Here is an 18,016-nt window from a genome sequence, read left to right as displayed (position 1 = left end):
CGCGACGTTACCTACTGGCCCTGTCCGCTGGGCACGGCCTGACGCGCCCCCGCCTGACCCTGATCGGTTTCGTCCTCGCCGGTCGTCTGACCCGTCCCCGTCGGCGCGGGCGCCTGGGTCGTCGGCGCGGGCCGCAGACCGGGGACCGGAATCGTCACGCCGGGCAGGATCTCGACGGGCCGCTGCGTCACCTCGAGCGGCGGGATCGTGATCGGCGCCGCGGTGGTGGTCGGCGCCGCGGTGGTGGTCGGCGGCGGCGTGTAGGGGGCGGTGAAGGAGGGCACACCGGCCTGGCCGCCGATCGCGGCGGGGGTCGGGAACGACTCGACGTCGGTGCCGTCGAGCGCACCGTCCATCGTGTCCTTCCAGATGTCGGACGGCAGACCCGAGCCGTACATCAGGCCGCCCCACGCGTTCTGCAGCGGCAGGCCCTGCTCGGTGCCGACCCACACCGCCGTCGACAGCGACGGCGTGTACCCGACCATCCACGCGTCCTTGTTCTGCCCGGTGTCCCCGAGCTGCGCGGTACCGGTCTTCGCCGCCGACGGTCGGCCGTCCGCCAGCGCGTGGCCCCGCGAGTACGCGGCGATCGGCGCCATCGCCGCCGTGACGTTGTCCGCGACGGCGGCATCGATCCGCGACTCGCCCGCGGTGTCGGTGCCGCGGTCGAGCAGGACCGTGCCGTCGGCGGTGACGACCTTCTCCACGAAGTGCGGCGCCCGGTACACACCCGACGCGGCCAGCGTCGCGTACGACGACGCCATGTCGATCACCCGCGACTGGTACTGGCCGAGCACGATGCCGTTCTCGGACTTGCCGTTCGACTCCTGCAGGCTGGTGCCCGCGACGCCGGGGATCTGCTCCGGGATACCGGCCAGGTGCGCGATCTCCGCGATCTTCTCCGGACCGTTCTCGATCGAGAGCATCTGCCGGTAGAAGCTGGTGTTCAGCGACCGCTTGAGCGCCTCGGCGATGGTGCAGGTGCCGCAGGATTCGCCCTCGACGTTGGTGATGGTGACGCCGCCGAGGGTCAACGGGCCGCTGTCGTACATCTTCGACAGCGGAAGGCCCTCGTTGAGCGCCGACGCCAGACCGAACACCTTGAACGACGAGCCGGTCTGCAGGCCGGCCTGCGCGAAGTCGTAGCCGGCGCCGTCGTCGCCGCCGTAGTACGCCTTGACTCCACCGGTCTTCGGGTCGATCGAGACGACCGCGGTACGCAGGTTCTCGTCCTCTCCCTCCATGTTGGAGGTGACGGCGTCCACGGCGGACTGCTGGGCCTGGTTGTCGATCGTGGTGGTGATCTGCAGGCCCTCGGTGTTGAGGACCTGCTCGTTGATGCCGTTGGCCTCCAGCTCCTTGACGACCTGGCTGCGGATCAGGCCGGCCGGGCCGCTGCCCTCCGCACCGGTGTTCACGTCCGACACCGGGACCACGTACGGGTACACCATCGCGGCACGCTGTCCGGCGTCGAGGGTGCTGGCTCCGACCATGCCGTCGAGGACGTAGTTCCAGCGTGCCTCGGCGCCGGTCGGGTTCGTGGACGGGTCGAGACCGTACGGCTGCTGGATGGTCGCGGCCAGGACGGCGCCCTCCTCGACGGTGAGCTGCTCGAGCGGCTTGTCGAAGTACGCCTCGGACGCGGCCGCGATGCCGAACACGCCCCGACCGAACGGGATGGTGTTCAGGTAGGCAGCGAGGATGTCGTCCTTGGACCACTGCCGGGCCATCTTCGCGGAGATCACCAGCTCCTTCATCTTGCGGGTGATGGAGCGTTCGGACCCGACGAGCGCGTTCTTCACGTACTGCTGCGTGATCGTCGAGCCACCTCCGGCGCTCTCCTTGCCGAGCACGTTGTCGCGGGCCGCGCGGGCGAAACCGGACACCGAGAAGCCGGGGTTGGAGTAGAAGTCCCGGTCCTCGGCCGCGAGCACGGCGTTGCGCACGTGCACCGGGATCTGGTCGATGGTGACGTCGGTGCGGTTGCCCTCGGGCGGCACGATCGTGCTCAGCACCGTGCTGCCGTCACTGGCGTAGATCGTCGCGACCTGGTTGGTCTTGATGTCGCCGGGCTGCGGCACGTCCTCGGCCACGTACGCGACCATGAACGTGAGCAGCGGCACGATCAGGCCGAGCGCGACGAGGCTGTAGACGGTGCGACGAACGATCTTCCAGCGTTTCGACTTCATCTTCTTCGGGGGTTTCGGGGGCTGTCCGCCCGATCCACCGGAACGGCCGGTCGGAGGCGGGCCGGCCGGGGGCCGACCGCCGCCGTTGCCGCCCTGGGTGCGCCGGGACGGTGCGGACGAGGGGGACACGGCCGCCGCGGTGCGCGGCGGGGACTGGGGCGAGCGCGCAGCACCGGGTCGTTGCGCGGCGCTCTGCGGCGGGACGGGGCGCGGCGGCATCGGCCGGCCCTGCGAATACTGCGGGGGGTACTGCTGATGCTGCGGCGCACGCCCGCCGGGCGCCCCGGCGGCGTAGCGCGGCTGCGTCGGACCGGATTGGCCGGGACGGCCCTGCGGAGCCTGCCGGCCGTACCCGGGCGGCGGCTGGTTCGGCTGCGAGTACCCGGGAGGACGACCACCCTGTGGCGGACCGGCCGGCCGCTGCTCTCCGGTGGGCCGGCCACCACCCTGCGGATCGTTGTAGGGGGAACTCACGTGGGAAATCTCCAGTACTCGCGTGGGCACGGTCGTGCCGCTCGGTCAAGCCGCAGCCGGACCTGAAGGTCACAGCAGCTCGGGCAACGGTCAGATGTCGTCGGCGCCGCTCACTCACTCGCGGTACGCCGACTCGGCGTGCGGGTAGATCGGGTTCTGGTCCGTTTCGGTGCGGGCGCGGAGCCGAGGACGTACGACTGGACCAGGTGGTTCCAGCTGCACGTCCGGCACACCTCGACGACATGCACCGAGAACTCTTCCTGCGACGCCGCCAGCCGCACCAACTCGTCAGCGGTCCGGGCCGATCCGGAGACCGGACCGAGTTTGTCCCCGAACACCCACGAGACGAGCGTGAGCTGCTCTTTCCGGCAGATCGGGCACGTCACCTCGGACGGCCGGCCGTGGAACTTCGCGGCACGCAACAGATAGGGGCCGGCATCGCACACCTCGGTGACCCCGGTCCGGCCGGAATACACCTCGGCCAGCAGGGATCGCCGCTGGAGGGCGTAGTCCACCACCTGCCGCTGCAATCGCACGTTGACCAGAGTACGTGGGCGGGGCCGCCCGGTCTCGGGTCGTCCGACCGATTCACCGCGACGCGCCTGGCGAAACGCCGAAGAAGCCGACGAATACGAGTGACGGTCCACACACTCTGCCGACGACGGTCGCCCCTATGATTCCGAAGGTGCCACCGCAGCGCGATTCGACCCGGGCCCGGGACGTCGACCGCACGAACGCCCGTTGGCTTCTCGAGGCCGCCTACGCGGAGGGCCAGCTGGGCGCCGGCGAGTACCACGACCGCATCGCGCAGGCCGCGACCGCGGACACTCTCGGCGAACTCCGGAATCTGACGTCGGATCTCCAGTTGCCCGCCTCGGTGGCGGATACGCACCCCGTCGGTCGCCGTTCGAACCGGGGTCGGCTCGTCGCCGCGGCCGCGGTCGCGGCTGTCGTCCTCGCCGTGGGAGTCGCCGCACTGACCCTCCTCGACCGGGAACCGGACGCCACACCCACGTCGCCGGCATCGTCCGTCGACGTCGATGCGACGCCCGATGCGCCGCCGGACCTCACGACACCCGTCGACCCGTTCACCGAGTCCGGCATCGACGCGGTCGTCGCCCGCTACCGGCACCGGTTCGGCGACACCACGGTCACGTCGCTCGCGCTGTATCCGGACGGGGTGCGCGTCACCCGCGCCACCGCGGGAGTCTCCGGACGCGTCGACGCCTACGAACTGGCCGAGCAGTTCGAACCGACCGGGACCGAACCGACGTCGCCGCGGACCACCGCGGTGGACCTGGCACGGGTGGACGCCGCGGCCGTCGCGCGGCTGATTGCCGAGGCCCCGACGCTCGTCGGTGCGCCGGCCGGGAGTGTCGAGCACGTCCTGGTCGCCGATTCGGGCCGGCCGACGGTCACCGTCTACGTCCTGGAGGGCGACCGGGCGGTCGGTTACGTCGTCGCGGGGCTCGACGGCGGCGGCGCGCAGGCGATTCGAGCGAACTAGGATTCCGCCGTGGCCCGTCCGTACCCATCGTCGACCCGCGCGACCAACGCCGACCGAGCCGCTGTGCTCACACTCCTGGAGGCCGCCTACGCCGACGGTCAGCTCGACGTGGCCGAGCACGACCTGCGGGCCGACCTGCTCGCCGACGCCAGGACCCTGGGCGACCTGGAGGCACTGGTCGAGGACCTGCAGGACGCGGAGCCGCCGCGACCGACCACGTCGATCCCGGGCAGCCCGGCACCCGTCGATCCCGCGGCCCGCGCTCGACGCTTCCTCGCCGGGACCGCGGGCGCCGCGCTCGTGGCCGCGATCGCCGCCTTCTGGTTCGTCGGCCGCGACGACGACGTCCCGGCGAGCCCGGCTCCGGCCGCGGCCGTGGCCGGAGCCCTCGATGCACTTCCGCCACGCGTGATCCCGACGCCGGTGCTCTCGACCGCCGAGGGGTTCGCGCAGTTCGTCGACGACTACCGCGCCGAGTTCGGCGACACCGTCGTCGACGAGCTCTACCTCCACGACGTGCACGCCAGTGTCACCCGCGCGCTGCCCCGCGAGCCGAATCGCCAGATCGACTACAGCTACCGGTACGGCTTCGAGCCCTCCGGCGACCCGATGACGCGCAGGATTGACACACCGACGGTGGACCTCGCCGACGTCGACCAGGCGGGCCTCGCCCGGGTGCTCGCGGAGGCGCCGGCCCTGCTGAACGTGCCGGGCGGCACGATCAGCTATTTCTCCGTCGAGCCCGACGGCCGGTACGGGCCCGCCATCAGTGTCTACGTCGGCAACGACTTCAGCGAGAGCGGATACCTCACGGCGAGCCTGGCCGGCGAGGTGCAGCGCGCCTACCCGTTCGGACAGTAGGGAGCACCGGTGGCGACGACTCGGATGAAGACGACTCGGATGAAGCTGCGCGCGCGGGACACCGACCGCGTCGAGATGTGCGGTCTGCTCGACACCGCGTTCGCGGAAGGACAGCTGACGGAGGCCGAGCACGCCACCCGCACCGCCCGGGCGATGAAGGCCGCCACCTTCGAGCAGCTGGGGAAATTGGTCGACGACCTGCAGATTCCCTCGCGCTACGACGAGTCGGCCGTGGTCCGGCCGGATCGTCGTCCACGTGAGCGGCAGCCCGGCGGCGGCCGGCGGTGGGCCGTGGGCGCCGGGATCGTCGCGGTCGCGGCCGTTGTCGGGGCGCTGGCCGGATCGTGCTCGGACGGAGGCGGATTCTCGTCGTCGTCGGCGGCGGTCCCCATGCTCACGACGGGCGACGGTGTCCGGCACTTCGTCGACGACTACCGCGCACACTTCGGGGACACGGTCGCCGACGAGGTTCTGCTGTTCCCGGAGCACGCGTCTGTCGACCGGCAGTCGGACACCGACCCGACCAGGTACCTCGACTACACGTACGACGGGGAGTTCGACTCGTTCGGGAGTGACTCGTCCCGGTCGAGGGACACCCCGACGTTGGATCTCGGTGCGGTCGACCTCGCCGCGATCGCCCCGCTGGTCTCCGGTGCGCCCGAGACGCTGCGGATGCCCGACGGCGAGGTCAGCCAGATCCGGTTCGAGTACGACACGAACGAGCGGGTCACCGAACCGGTGGTCTCCATCTACGTCACGGATGCGTTCGAGAACTCGACGTACATGGTCGCCGGGTTCGACGGCGAGGTCCTCGAGGTCAACCTGCCCACCGACTGACGCGTCGCCGCGCCGTTCCACGCCTGCACAGCCCGCCCCACAGTGGCGTGGGTAACAGACCAGCTCCCTGCGCCCGTTTATATCGCTGCGATATAGTTGGTGGTCGCATCATGCGGTTAGGTTTGGACGACAGGGGAGGTGCACACGGATGCTCGAGCTGGCGATTCTCGGGCTGCTCCTCGAGTCGCCCATGCACGGATACGAGCTGCGTAAGCGGCTGACCGGCCTCCTGGGAGCGTTCCGCGCCTTCTCCTACGGATCGCTCTACCCGACGCTGCGCCGCATGCAGGCCGACGGGCTGATCGCCGAGGACGTCGGTCCGGACGGGACGGTCAAGCGCCGCGCCCGCCGCGTCTACCAGCTGACCGACAAGGGCCGGCAGCGGTTCACCGAACTGGTGGCCGACACCGGACCGCAGAACTACACCGACGACGGCTTCGGGGTGCACCTCGCCTTCTTCAGCCGCACCCCCGCGGAAGCGCGGATGCGGATCCTCGAAGGTCGTCGCCGTCAGGTCGAGGAGCGCCGGGAAGGGCTCCGCGACGCGATCGGGCGGGCCAGTGGCTCACTGGACCGCTACACCCGCCAGCTCCATCAACTCGGGCTCGAGTCGAGCGAGCGTGAAGTGCGGTGGCTCAACGAGCTGATCGCTGCCGAGCAAACACCAACAGCGTCACCGAAGAAAGAAGGAGAACCCGACCATGGGTGAGAACAGCACCGCGGTGCGCGTGGCCATTGTGGGCGTGGGGAACTGTGCCTCGTCCCTGGTCCAGGGCGTCCAGTACTACAAGGATGCGGACGAGAGCTCGACCGTCCCCGGTCTGATGCACGTCAAGTTCGGCCAGTACCACGTGCGCGACGTGCAGTTCGTCGCCGCGTTCGACGTCGACGCCAAGAAGGTCGGGTTCGACCTGTCCGAGGCGATCCTCGCCAGCGAGAACAACACCATCAAGATCGCCGACGTGCCGCCACTCGACGTCCCCGTCCAGCGCGGCCCGACCCTCGACGGCATCGGCAAGTACTACGCGCAGACCATCGAGGTCTCCGACGCCGAGCCCGTCGACGTCGTCAAGGCTCTGAAGGACGCGCAGGTCGACGTTCTCGTCTCCTACCTGCCGGTGGGCTCCGAGGAGGCCGACAAGTTCTACGCGCAGTGCGCGATCGACGCCGGTGTCGCGTTCGTCAACGCGCTGCCCGTGTTCATCGCGTCCGACCCGGAGTGGGCCGAGAAGTTCCGCGCAGCGGGCGTCCCGATCGTCGGTGACGACATCAAGTCCCAGGTCGGCGCCACCATCACCCACCGCGTGATGGCGAAGCTGTTCGAGGACCGCGGCGTGGTGCTCGACCGCACGTACCAGCTCAACGTCGGCGGCAACATGGACTTCAAGAACATGCTCGAGCGTGAGCGCCTGGAGTCGAAGAAGGTGTCGAAGACGCAGGCCGTCACCTCGAACCTCAACGGCCCGCTGTCCGGCAAGGTGCACGACCGCAACGTCCACATCGGTCCCTCGGACTACGTGGAGTGGCTCGACGACCGCAAGTGGGCGTACGTCCGCCTCGAGGGTCGCGCGTTCGGTGACGCCCCGCTGAACCTGGAGTACAAGCTCGAGGTGTGGGACTCCCCCAACTCGGCCGGCATCATCATCGACGCGATCCGCGCGGCGAAGATCGCCAAGGACCGCGGCCTCGGCGGCCCGATCCTGCCCGCGTCGGCGTACCTGATGAAGTCCCCGCCGGTCCAGATGGCCGACGACAAGGCCCGCACCGAGCTCGAGGCCTTCATCATCGAGGCCTGATCCTCGTCGAAGATCCCACCCGCGGCGGTGGGCGAGTCACGAACTCGCCCACCGCCACCGGCGTCCTGGGACCGTGAGTCCTCTTGGTCCTCTCGCGGGCCGAAAGGACTCACGGGTCAGACGACGCGGGACACCACCGACAGCGGCAGCACCCTCATGGCGGTGGCGATCGGCAGCCACGGCCAGGCCGGGACGTACGCCTTGGCGGGTTCCTTCTCGATCGCCCTCACCAATGCGCGGCAACCGGTTTCGGTGTCGACGATGAACGGCACCTTCTTCACGTTCTCGTTGATCTCCGAGCGGATGAAACCCGGGAAGACGGTGCTGACACCGATCCCCGTCTTCGCCAGGTCGGCCCGCATCCCCTCCCCCAGCGCGGCGACCGCCGCCTTCGACGCCGCGTAGGTGGTCAGGTTGCGCGGCATGCCACGAACCGCGCTCACGGACGAGACCAGCACCAGGTGTCCGGCATTCCTGGGCCGGAACAGCTCCAGCGCCGCTTCGCTCTGCGCGAGCGCGCCGAGGAAATTGGTTGTCGCGGTCGCGGAGTTGGCCCGAAAGTACCCGGTGCCCAACGGTTGTCCCTTGCCGAGGCCGGCGTTGACGATCACCCGATCGAGGCCGCCGAGTTCCTCGTCGAACGCCCTGAACACGGTGAACACGTCGTCGTGCCGGTTCACGTCGAGTGCGCGGATCGCGACGGTGATCCGCGGGTGCGCGGCGAGCAGCTCGTCGCGCAGTTCCTCGAGCCGCTCGACGCGGCGGGCGGCGAGGGCGAGATTGCGCCCCCGCGCGGCGAATTCCCGTGCCATGCCACGTCCGAGGCCCGAACTGGCGCCCGTGATGAGAATGTTCTGTCGCGTCGTGCTCGTGCCCACTGCGCTCCCCTCGTTCCGGTGTCGATCGGTTCGACCTGCTCGAACGCCTCGCCGCAACCGTAGTGGAGCGCACGCTTCGGCATCACCGGTCGTCCCCGAGCGGGTTCGTGATCGGCCGTGCACGGCACAGGGGTCACCCGCAAGGGATGATTCTGCGACGCGGCGCCCGGAAATGTGGCCGCCCTCGTGAGAGTCTGACCGTGCGCCTCGACCCACGCCCGCCCCGGGGTGCACCCAGGTACCGGAAGAACCGAACGAAGGACTCCCATGGTGAGCATCCACGTCAACGTCGACAACTTCGTGCGAGCCGAGACGGACCGCATGTTCGCGGACCTGCAGCGCGATGCCGGTGCCGTGAACACCTTCGCGCACAACCGCGAACCCGCGTCCATCGACCACCAGACCGTCATCCGGTTGAACCGGGACACGCTGTACAGCTTCGCGGTCGTCGACGTCGTGGACGGCGCGACGCTGACGATCCCCGACCACGGCGACCGGTACCTGTCGGCGATGGTCGTCAACCAGGACCACTACGTGGGGGCGATCTTCCACGATGCGGGGAAGTACGAACTGCGGGCCGCCGACTTCGGCACCCGCCACGTGGTGGTCGCGGTGCGCACGCTCGTCGACCCCGCCCTGCCCGGCGACCTCGCGGCGGTCGCAGCCGTGCAGGATCAGCTCGCGATCACCGCCGCGTCCGCGCAGCCGTTCGTCTCCCCCGACTACGACGTCGCCAGCCTGGACGCCACGCGTGAGGCGCTGTTGACACTGGCCGCGGGGCTGACCGGTTTCGACTCGACGTTCGGGCGGCCCGAGCAGGTCGACCCGATCCGTCACCTTCTCGGCACCGCTGCCGGTTGGGGTGGCCTGCCCAGCGACGAGGCCTCCTACATCGGCGTCGTCCCGACGTCGACGAACGGCAACCAGGAGATCACGCTCCGGGACGTTCCGGTGGACGGGTTCTGGTCGATCTCGGTCTACAACGCGGAGGGCTTCTTCGAGAAGAACCCGCGAAACGCCTACAGCATCAACAACATCACTGCGGACCCGAATGCCGACGGCTCGGTGACGGTGCGGTTCGGCGACTTTCCCGAGGGCACGTCGAACGTCATCCCGACCCCTGAGGACTGGAATTTCCTCGTCCGCCTCTACCGTCCCCGCGCGTCGGTCCTTGGCGGCACCTGGCAGCTACCGCCGGTGGTCCCAGCCTCCTGACCTCCTTCGGGGGAGGCGAACCCGTTTCGCGGGACCGCCGCTGCAGTGAGTCGGGCCCGAATGGGGTGCGACCACTCGTCGGTACACGCGGTCAACCCGGCAGGGGGATCACGACGCCGGGCAGGATCTCCACCGAACGCGGTACCGGGGGCACGACCGGTATCGGCACCCGGATGGGAGCCGGAGAGGCGGGCTGTGGGGCCACCTCCGGCACCGTCGCCACCGGTGCGGGCGGCTCGGGGGTCGCGGCCGCGGGCGCCCGGGCCGTCGACGTGCCTCCGGTCGCCCCGGAGTTCGCCGGCACACCGGCCTGTCCCCCAATGGGTTTCGGCCAGGGGAACGATTCCCGGTCGGTGTCCTCGAGTGCGCCGTCCATCGTCGCCTTCCAGATGTCGGACGGCAGCCCCGACCCGTAGATCGACCCGCCCCACCGGGTCACGATCGACTGCGCCTGCTCGGTGCCGACCCACACCGCGGTCGACAGCGAGGGCGTGTACCCGACCATCCACGCGTCCTTGTTCAGTCCGGTGTCGCCGAGTTGCGCGGTCCCCGTCTTCGCCGCCGAGGGGCGGCCACCCGCGAGGGCGTGCCCGTTGGAGTAGGCCGCGATCGGCATCATGGCCTGTGTGAGGTTGTCGGCGACCGGTGCGGGGATGCGCTGCTCGCCGGGATCGGGCGCGCGGTCCAGCAGTACCCGACCGTCGGCGGTGACGGCCCGCTGCACGAGGTACGGCGCCCGGTACACCCCCGACGCGGCCATCGTCGCGTAGGCGGACGCCATGTCGATCACCCGGGTCTGGTACTGGCCCAGCACGATTCCGTTCTCCGGTGGCCCGCCGTCCTGGCTGAGGCTGACACCCTCGACACCCGGGATGTGCAGTGGGATCCCCGCGGCGTGCGCGATGTCGGCGATCTTCTGCGGGCCGTCCTCGAGCGACAGCGTCATGCGGTAGAAGCTGGTGTTCAGCGACCTCTTGAGCGCCTCGGCGATGGTGCAGGTGCCGCACGACTCGCCGCCGACGTTGGTGATGGTGACGCCGCCGACCGTCAGGGGCGCCGAGTTGAACGTCGTCTGCAGTCCCTTCCCCGAGTCGAGCAGGGCGGCGAGCCCGAACACCTTGAACGCGGATCCGGTCTGCAGGGGCGCCTGCGCGAAGTCGAACCCGGCGCCGTCGGCACCGCCGTAGTAGGCCCGCACGGCCCCGGTGCGGGGGTCGATCGAGACCACCGCGGTGCGCAGTTCCGGGGGCTGCCCGTCGAGCGTCTCGGTCACGGCGTCGATCGCAGCGGCCTGGGCCACGGGGTCGATCGTCGTGGTGATCTGCAGGCCCTCGGTGTTGAGTTCCTGCCCGCTGATGCCCGACGCGGCCAACTCCTCGAGCACACGCGCACGGATCAGGCCTTCCGGACCTCGGGCGGCACCGACGTCGTCGAGTTCGGCGAGGGGCCGGGGGAGCGGGAACTCCTGCGCGGCACGGTCCTCGGCGGAGAGCACGCCCATCGTGACCATGCCGTCGAGCACGTACGCCCACCGGGCCCGCGCCGCCACGGGGTTGGTCTCCGGGTCGAGGGACGAGGGACTCTGGATGACCGCGGCGAGCATCGCGCCTTCGGCGACCGTGAGGTCACCGACCGGCTTGCCGAAGAACGCCGTGGACGCCGCCGCGATGCCGTAGGCGCCGCGACCGAAGTAGATGGTGTTGAGGTAGGCGGCGAGGATGTCGTCCTTCGACCACTGCCGCGCCATCTTCGACGAGATCACCAGTTCCCACATCTTGCGGACGACGTTGCGGTCGGCTCCGACGAGGGTGTTCTTCACGTACTGCTGGGTGATGGTCGAGCCGCCACCGGCGCTGTCCTTGCCGAGGACGTTGTCGCGGGCCGCGCGGGCGAATCCGCTGACGGAGAAGCCGGGATTGGAGTAGAAGTCGCGGTCCTCGGCGGAGAGCACGGCCGTCCGCACGTGCTCCGGAATCTGATCGATCGGGACGTCGGTCCGGTTACCCTCGGGTGGAACGACTTTCGTGATCGGTGAGCCGTCCGCGGCGACGATGGTGGCAACCTGGTTGGTGCGCATGTCCGCCGGTCTCGGCACCACTGCCCGCATGTAGGCGACCGCGAACACCGCGGCGGGCAGCACCAGCAGCAGCATCACCACCGCGAGCGCGGCCCACGCGATCCGGCGGCGGCGTCGCCGTTTGCGCGCCGGTCCCTCGCCACCCGGGTCGTCCGAGGGCGTGTTCGGGTCGGCGGTCGCGGCGGGCGAGGAGCTCACATGCACTCTCCTGAACGGTCAGAAGAACATGGATCGGCGGGCAGTACGGGACGGGGCAGGCGTGCCCGTCGTCCAGTCGCATCGTGGCATCACCCATCGCCGACGTCCACCACCGGCAGCGTAGCCCGCGTGTTGCCGCTCCGCGGCAGTGGTGCAGAAACGGACGGCGGGACCTCCACAAGTGCACCACTGCGGCGAAGCCGCATCCAGGCCCGGACGGTGAGACCGAGCGCGACCACCAGCGCGAGCAGCACCAGCGACGGCGTCACCCCGGGTTCGCCGCGGACGATGCCGACCACCGCCGCGACGAACGCCATCACCGTGACGAACCCGAGCACGCCCATCAGGATCTCGAGCTGCTGCCTGCGCCGGGCCCGCCCCCGGGCGTCGTTCACCGGCCGCCGCTCACGACTTGACGCCGCCGGCGGTCAGACCGGACACGATGCGGCGCTGGAAGATCAGCACCATGATCACCAGGGGGATCGTGACGAGGGTGCCCGCCGCCATGATCGCCGCGTACGGCTGACTGAACGCGTCGGGCCCCTCGAACCGGGCGATCGCCACGGTCACCGGCTCGGTGCGGTCGTTGGACAGCAGGCTGGCGAGCAGGAATTCGTTCCACGTCGCGATGAACGCGAGGATCGCGGTGGTGAACAGGGCGGGCGCCGCGAGCGGCAGGATCACCAGCCGGAACGCCTGCCCGCGGGACGCACCGTCGATGCGGGCGGCCTCCTCGAGCTCCCACGGCAGGTCCGACAGGAACGACGTCAGCGTGTACACCGTGAGCGGCAGCACGAACGAGATGTTCGGAACGATCAGCGCCTGGTACTTGCCGATCCACCCGATGTCGCTGAACAGCTGGAACAGCGGCGTCACCAACGCCACCGTCGGGAACATCGACGCGGCGAGGATGATGCCGGTGACGACGTACTTGCCGCGGAAGTCGATCCGCGCCAGCGCGTACGAGGTGAACACGCCGAGCAGCAGCGCCACCGCGGTGGTCACCGCAGCGATGATCATGCTGTTGCCGATGGCACCGAGGAAGTCGTTGCCCGTGTCGGTCGACAGGGCGTCCTTGAAGTTGTCCAACGTCAGGTGCGTCGGCCACGGCGTGGTGTCGAAGGTGTACGCGCTGTCGCGGAAGGCGGTGACCACCATCCAGTAGAACGGGGCGAGGCCCCAGATCAGGATGACGATCACGCCGAGGTAGTTGCGGACCGCGGGTCCGACGGGCCGGCGACGGCGCGGCGCGGGGGAGTCCTCGGGGGCCACCGGTTCCGGATCGTCCAGCACGACGACGGCGGGGATCACGCGCGTCTCGAGCGAGTCGTTCGGCGTCTCCGTCGTGAACCGCTCGTACGGTGCGGAAGCTCCGGACGCGGCGCTCTCGTCGGGAAGGCTGTGCCTGCCCATCAGCGGTCACCTCCCTTGCGCTGCTCGTTCTGGGTGCGCACGGCGTTGGCGCCCAGGAACTTCACCATCACGAAGGCCACCGCGAAGATTCCCAGGAAGATCAGCGTCGAGAGGGCGGACGCGCTCTGGTAGTTGTTCTGCCGGATGTCCGCGACGGTCAGGATCGCCACCGTCGAGATCGGCGTGGAGCCGGAGGTGCCGCCGAGGATCGCCGGCAGGTCGTAGATCCGCAGCACGTCGAGGGTGCGGAACAGGATCGCGACCATCAGCGCCGGCTTCACCAGCGGCAGCGTGATCGACGTGAACCGCTGCCAGGCGCTCGCGCCGTCGACGCGGGCCGCCTCGTACACCTCCTGCGGAATCATCTGCAGCCCGGCGAGGATCAGCAGCGCCATGAACGGCGTCGTCTTCCACACGTCGGCGATGATCACCGCGAACCGGGACGCCCACGGGTCGGTGATCCAGGCGATGTCGGTGCCGAGCAGGCTGTTCGCGATGCCGTTCTCGGCGAAGATGAAGAACCACAGCTTCGCGGTGACCGCGGTGGGGATGGCCCACGGGATCAGCACGCTGGCACGCAGGAACGACCGGCCGACGAAGCTGCGGCTCATGATCGTCGCCATCCACAGGCCGAGAAGCGTGGAGATGCCGACGATCGCCACGGTGAACAGCAGCGTTACCCCGACCGCGGGCCAGAAGTCCGCGCCGAGGGTTCCGGGCGGGCAGGTTCCGCGGCCCTCGCCGCAGTTGCCGGTCAGCCAGAGCAGGTAGTTGTCGAGCCCGGCGAAACCGCCCTGCACGAACCGCCCGGTGTCCGGGTCGATCCCCGGGTTGCGCTGGAACGACAGGATCACGGCCTTGACGACCGGATAGACGATGACGATCGCGAGAACCACCAGGGTCGGCGCGATCAGGTACACCGGACGCCAGTCGCGGACCCGTTTCGGAGATGGCGGGGGATCGGTGGGGGTGCCGGACGCGGGGACGCCGCGGCCGAGGTCGATCACCTCGGTCGCGGCGTCCCCGTCACGGGCACCCGGCTCGGCAGAGTCGGTCATCTTCGGCTACCTGATTTCCTGCTCTCTCGTGGAACTGCCGAACCGGGCGCGCAGGCGCTACTTGGCGGCGTTCGTGATCGCGGCCGCCATGTCGGTGGCCGCCTGGTCGACGGTCACCTTGCCGGTCAGCGCGGCGGTCGCGTTGTCCTGGATCGCCTTCGAGATCTGGCTGTAGTACGGCGTCACCGGCCGCGGCTGCGCGCTCTCGAGCGCGGCCTTGAGCGCAGGCAGGTACGGGTACTTCGCGACCAGCGCCGGGTCGTCGTAGACCGACCGGAGCACCGGCGGGAACGACGCGTCCGCGAACGACATCTGGTTCTCCTCGTTCTGGATGAACGCGACGAAGTCACGGGCCGTGGCCTTGCTCTTCGAGAAGACGTTGATGCCGTCGTTGTAGCCGCCGAGGGTGGACGCACCCGCACCGGCGGGGCCGACGATCGGCGCCACCGCGACCTTGCCCTTCACCGCGGAACCGTCCTTCTCCGCGTTGGTGTACATGTACGGCCAGTTGTAGGCGTACACCGACTCGCCACCGACGAACGCGAGGTTGGTCTCCTCCTCGGTGAACGAGGTGGACCGCTTCGCGATCTGGCCGCCGTTGTAGGCGTCGACCAGCGCCTGCAGACCGGCCTTCGACTCCGGCGACGTCACCTCCGGGGTCTTGCCGTCCTCGGCCACGACCGCGCCGCCCCACGAGTTGATGAACTGGGTGGTGTTGACGGTCAGGCCCTCGTACTGCTTGAGCTGGGTGACCAGGCAGTCGGTGGTCTGCGCGACCGCGGCCGCACAGCTGTCCGTCAGTGCCTTCCAGTCGGCGGGCGCCGTCGGCACCAGGTCGGTGCGGTAGTACAGCAGCTGGGCGTTGGTGTTCTGCGGTGCCGCGAACAGGGTGCCGCGGTAGGTGGCGCTGTCGACGGTCGCGGGCAGCAGGTCCGCGGTGTCGATCGCGAGCCCACCCTCGAGCGGCTGCAGCCAGCCGTTCGCGGCGAACTCCGCGGTCCAGGTGACGTCGAGGGCCATCACGTCGTAGTCGGCGTTACCCGCCTGCAGCGACTGCACCAGCTGGTTGCGCTGATCGTCGGCCTCACCGGCGAGCTCCTTGAGGGTGACCTGCTCGTCGGCGTGCGCGGCGTTCCACTTCTCGATCACCGGCTGCAGCTTGTCGACGTCGTTCTTGCCCATCGCGAACGTGATGTCGCCGCGTCCGTCGAGGTTCTGGCCGACGGCCTCGTCGACGCTACCGCCGCCGCTGCTGTCGTCACTGGAACAACCGGCGAGCGCGAGCAGCGCCACTGCCGACGCCGCCACCGCGATCCGCGACCGCGTGCTGAAGGAACCCATGGTCCACCTTTCGAGAAGCCCGACTGTCCGGCCCGTCACCCGGGCCGAGGCATATGTCGTCGCCTACTGTGGCACGACCGGGACGTGATTTCGCTCATTACCCCCGCAACCGGATCGGTCGGGGTCACCCCAGCCGACGGCCGTCCGCCGCCGAGAACAGGTGGATCTCCGCCGGATCGACGTGCAACCGCACCCGGTCACCCTTGTGCGGCGGGTTCCGCCAGTCGGCGCGCGCGACGATCTCCTGCCCGAGCCCCGCGACATCCGCGCGGCCATAGATGTACGCGTCCGACCCCAGTTCCTCGACGACGTCGACCTCCAACTCGACACCCGTGTCGGCCGGCTGGAGATGCTCGGGCCGGACCCCGACCACGACCTCGGACTCGTGGACCTTGCCGAGGGTGTCGCGGGGCACCGGGACGACGGCGGCCCCGAACCGGACGCCGCCGTCGGTGACGGGCAGCGTGAACAGGTTCATCGACGGCGACCCCATGAACCCGGCGACGAAGACGTTCGCCGGCCGCGAGTACAGCTCCCGCGGCGACGCGCACTGCTGCAGCACCCCGTCCGCGAGGACCGCCACCCGGTCACCCATCGTCATCGCCTCGACCTGGTCGTGGGTGACGTACACGGTGGTGGTGCCGAGGCGCCGCTGCAGCTGCGCGATCTGCGTCCGCGTCTGCACCCGCAGCTTCGCGTCCAGGTTCGACAACGGCTCGTCCATCAGGAACACCTGCGGCTGCCGCACGATCGCCCGTCCCATCGCCACCCGCTGCCGCTGACCACCCGACAGCGCCTTCGGCTTGCGTTCCAGGTACGGCTCGAGGTCGAGCATCTTCGCCGCCTCGAGCACCCGGCGCTTGATCTCGTCCTTCGGCGTCTTCGCCAGCTTCAGGGCGAAACCCATGTTCTCGGCCACCGACATGTGCGGGTACAGCGCGTAGTTCTGGAACACCATCGCGATGTCCCGGTCCTTCGGCTCGGCCCCGGTGACGTCGCGGTCGCCGATCAGGATCCGTCCGGAGTGCACCTCCTCGAGGCCGGCGAGCATCCGCAGCGACGTCGACTTGCCGCAGCCCGACGGACCGACCAGGACGAGGAACTCACCGTCCTCGATGTCGAGGCGCAACCGGTCTACGGCAGGCTTGTCGGAACCGGGGAACAGGCAGGTCGTCGAGTCGTAGGTGACTGTCGCCATCGTGGTCGTCGATCCCTTCACCGGCTGCGCCGGACACGCGGTGTGGTCCGCGCGACAGTATCGCAGGCCCGACGGCGCGCCACGTCATCCAATACCGGGGGAACGGGCGACGGTGACGCTCACCGCGGTCAGCGCAGCTCGAACCCGCGGTTGCGCAGCGCCTCCCGGTTCCGCTCACGCCCGTTCAGTCCGCGGACGGTGCCGATGCGGGCGAGGACGCGCTCGATCCAGCTGTGTGCGAGGCCCTCGTCCTCGTAGAAGGCACGGATGGTCTTCTCGTAGTCGTCGACGGCGGGAAGCTGGGTGTCCTCCCGGTAGCGCTCGTGATGCACGACCGCGGGCTGCGGCAGGCGCGGCTTGACGCGTGCGGTGTCCGCCTCGTCGGGATGCCCGACGGCCAGCCCGAACGCGGCGACCACCCGGTCGGGCAGGTGCAGCTCGGCGGCCAGCTCCTCGGGGTGATTGCGCGCTCCGCCGACGAACACCGTTCCCAGACCGAGCGATTCGGCGGCCAGGGACGCGTTCTGCGCGGCGAGGGACACGTCGACGAACCCGACGATCGCGGACTCGGTGTAGTCGGCGCCGTCGAGTGCGTGGTCGTGACGGTCCGCCAGCTGCGCGAGCCGGGCGAAGTCGACGAGCCAGACGAGGAACACCGGTGCCTGCCGGATGAACTCCTGGTCCCCGGACAGCGAGGCCAGCCGGGACTTGAGCTCCGGATCGCGGACCACGACGAGACTCCACGTCTGCAGGTTCGACGAGGTCGGCGCCGACTGGGCGGCCGCCACGATCGCGTCGAGTGCCGCGTCGGACACAGGCTCGGGGCCGAAGGCCCGCACCGAGCGGTGCGCCAACTGGTGGCGGATCACGTCGGACAGTTCCGGAGCCGACTCCGGCTCGGCACCGTAACGCTGCACGAGCAGGGCGGCATCGCCGGCGTTCACCGGTGCGGTCGACTCGTCTACTGCTGTCAT

At 69.7% G+C, this 18,016-nt stretch carries 16 protein-coding genes; 6 read left to right on the top strand and 10 right to left on the bottom strand.

Annotated features, from left to right (window positions below):
- Nucleotides 1-11: 11 nt before the first annotated feature.
- On the bottom strand, nt 12-2,189 hold the full coding sequence (locus tag ACFYVR_RS16560) for a transglycosylase domain-containing protein (protein WP_387475006.1): 2,178 nt from the start codon (nt 2,187-2,189) through the stop codon (nt 12-14).
- 584 nt (nt 2,190-2,773) lie between these two features.
- Nucleotides 2,774-3,199, bottom strand: a complete 426-nt coding sequence (locus ACFYVR_RS16555) for a DUF5318 domain-containing protein (RefSeq protein WP_387474955.1) — start codon at nt 3,197-3,199, stop codon at nt 2,774-2,776.
- A 137-nt stretch (nt 3,200-3,336) separates the two neighbouring features.
- Between ACFYVR_RS16555 and ACFYVR_RS16550 the strand changes: the two genes are divergently transcribed.
- From ACFYVR_RS16550 to ACFYVR_RS16530, 5 genes are all read left to right on the top strand, one after another.
- A complete protein-coding gene (locus ACFYVR_RS16550) occupies nt 3,337-4,170 on the top strand; it encodes a DUF1707 domain-containing protein (RefSeq protein ID WP_387474953.1) in 834 nt (277 codons plus the stop codon).
- Nucleotides 4,171-4,179: 9 nt separating this feature from the next.
- Entirely contained in the window at nt 4,180-5,031 is an 852-nt protein-coding gene (locus tag ACFYVR_RS16545) for a DUF1707 domain-containing protein (RefSeq protein ID WP_387474951.1), read from the top strand.
- Nucleotides 5,032-5,040: 9 nt separating this feature from the next.
- A complete protein-coding gene (locus ACFYVR_RS16540) occupies nt 5,041-5,868 on the top strand; it encodes a DUF1707 domain-containing protein (protein WP_387474949.1) in 828 nt (275 codons plus the stop codon).
- Nucleotides 5,869-6,016: 148 nt separating this feature from the next.
- The gene (locus ACFYVR_RS16535) at nt 6,017-6,577 is read left to right on the top strand and encodes a PadR family transcriptional regulator (RefSeq protein WP_387474947.1); all 561 of its coding nucleotides are present in this window, start codon (nt 6,017-6,019) and stop codon (nt 6,575-6,577) included.
- Nucleotides 6,570-7,664 carry an inositol-3-phosphate synthase gene (locus ACFYVR_RS16530; protein WP_387474945.1) on the top strand — a complete coding sequence of 365 codons (1,095 nt, stop codon included), beginning with the start codon at nt 6,570-6,572 and terminating at the stop codon, nt 7,662-7,664. The genes ACFYVR_RS16535 and ACFYVR_RS16530 overlap by 8 nt, the downstream gene beginning before the upstream one ends.
- Before the next feature lie 116 nt (nt 7,665-7,780).
- Here the strand turns inward: ACFYVR_RS16530 and ACFYVR_RS16525 are convergent, their stop codons facing one another.
- Nucleotides 7,781-8,542 (bottom strand): SDR family oxidoreductase, encoded by a 762-nt coding sequence (locus tag ACFYVR_RS16525; protein ID WP_387474943.1) that lies wholly within the window; start codon nt 8,540-8,542, stop codon nt 7,781-7,783.
- A 267-nt stretch (nt 8,543-8,809) separates the two neighbouring features.
- Between ACFYVR_RS16525 and ACFYVR_RS16520 the strand changes: the two genes are divergently transcribed.
- Complete coding sequence (locus ACFYVR_RS16520) at nt 8,810-9,757, top strand: DUF1214 domain-containing protein (protein WP_387474941.1); 948 nt, start codon at nt 8,810-8,812, stop codon at nt 9,755-9,757.
- A 91-nt stretch (nt 9,758-9,848) separates the two neighbouring features.
- Here ACFYVR_RS16520 and ACFYVR_RS16515 read toward each other — a convergent pair whose 3' ends face one another.
- The 7 genes from ACFYVR_RS16515 to ACFYVR_RS16485 form a co-directional block, all read right to left on the bottom strand.
- Nucleotides 9,849-12,032 (bottom strand): transglycosylase domain-containing protein, encoded by a 2,184-nt coding sequence (locus ACFYVR_RS16515; protein WP_387474939.1) that lies wholly within the window; start codon nt 12,030-12,032, stop codon nt 9,849-9,851.
- 89 nt (nt 12,033-12,121) lie between these two features.
- Nucleotides 12,122-12,427 carry a hypothetical protein gene (locus ACFYVR_RS16510; protein ID WP_387474937.1) on the bottom strand — a complete coding sequence of 102 codons (306 nt, stop codon included), beginning with the start codon at nt 12,425-12,427 and terminating at the stop codon, nt 12,122-12,124.
- 10 nt (nt 12,428-12,437) lie between these two features.
- Nucleotides 12,438-13,445 carry a carbohydrate ABC transporter permease gene (locus ACFYVR_RS16505; protein WP_387474935.1) on the bottom strand — a complete coding sequence of 336 codons (1,008 nt, stop codon included), beginning with the start codon at nt 13,443-13,445 and terminating at the stop codon, nt 12,438-12,440.
- Nucleotides 13,445-14,503, bottom strand: a complete 1,059-nt coding sequence (locus tag ACFYVR_RS16500; RefSeq protein ID WP_387474933.1) for a carbohydrate ABC transporter permease — start codon at nt 14,501-14,503, stop codon at nt 13,445-13,447. The genes ACFYVR_RS16505 and ACFYVR_RS16500 overlap by 1 nt, the downstream gene beginning before the upstream one ends.
- Before the next feature lie 57 nt (nt 14,504-14,560).
- Nucleotides 14,561-15,844 carry an ABC transporter substrate-binding protein gene (locus ACFYVR_RS16495; RefSeq protein ID WP_387474931.1) on the bottom strand — a complete coding sequence of 428 codons (1,284 nt, stop codon included), beginning with the start codon at nt 15,842-15,844 and terminating at the stop codon, nt 14,561-14,563.
- A 124-nt stretch (nt 15,845-15,968) separates the two neighbouring features.
- A complete protein-coding gene (locus tag ACFYVR_RS16490) occupies nt 15,969-17,042 on the bottom strand; it encodes an ABC transporter ATP-binding protein (RefSeq protein WP_387474929.1) in 1,074 nt (357 codons plus the stop codon).
- 128 nt (nt 17,043-17,170) lie between these two features.
- Nucleotides 17,171-18,016 (bottom strand): NADPH-dependent oxidoreductase, encoded by an 846-nt coding sequence (locus ACFYVR_RS16485; RefSeq protein WP_387474927.1) that lies wholly within the window; start codon nt 18,014-18,016, stop codon nt 17,171-17,173.

It is taken from the genome of Rhodococcus sp. NPDC003318 (genome assembly GCF_042879035.1).
Lineage (GTDB): Bacteria > Actinomycetota > Actinomycetes > Mycobacteriales > Mycobacteriaceae > Rhodococcus_G.
Note: the sequence above shows the minus strand (reverse complement) of the source record. Positions and strands in the feature narration are given on the sequence as shown.

Coding starts and splice junctions, on each gene's coding strand:
- ACFYVR_RS16520 (WP_387474941.1), top strand. CDS start 8,810: ATGGTGAGCATCCACGTCAACGTCGACAACTTCGTGCGAGCCGAGACG.
- ACFYVR_RS16535 (WP_387474947.1), top strand. CDS start 6,017: ATGCTCGAGCTGGCGATTCTCGGGCTGCTCCTCGAGTCGCCCATGCAC.
- ACFYVR_RS16490 (WP_387474929.1), bottom strand. CDS start 17,042: ATGGCGACAGTCACCTACGACTCGACGACCTGCCTGTTCCCCGGTTCC.
- ACFYVR_RS16485 (WP_387474927.1), bottom strand. CDS start 18,016: ATGACAGCAGTAGACGAGTCGACCGCACCGGTGAACGCCGGCGATGCC.
- ACFYVR_RS16495 (WP_387474931.1), bottom strand. CDS start 15,844: ATGGGTTCCTTCAGCACGCGGTCGCGGATCGCGGTGGCGGCGTCGGCA.
- ACFYVR_RS16500 (WP_387474933.1), bottom strand. CDS start 14,503: ATGACCGACTCTGCCGAGCCGGGTGCCCGTGACGGGGACGCCGCGACC.
- ACFYVR_RS16530 (WP_387474945.1), top strand. CDS start 6,570: ATGGGTGAGAACAGCACCGCGGTGCGCGTGGCCATTGTGGGCGTGGGG.
- ACFYVR_RS16560 (WP_387475006.1), bottom strand. CDS start 2,189: ATGAAGTCGAAACGCTGGAAGATCGTTCGTCGCACCGTCTACAGCCTC.
- ACFYVR_RS16505 (WP_387474935.1), bottom strand. CDS start 13,445: ATGGGCAGGCACAGCCTTCCCGACGAGAGCGCCGCGTCCGGAGCTTCC.
- ACFYVR_RS16550 (WP_387474953.1), top strand. CDS start 3,337: ATGATTCCGAAGGTGCCACCGCAGCGCGATTCGACCCGGGCCCGGGAC.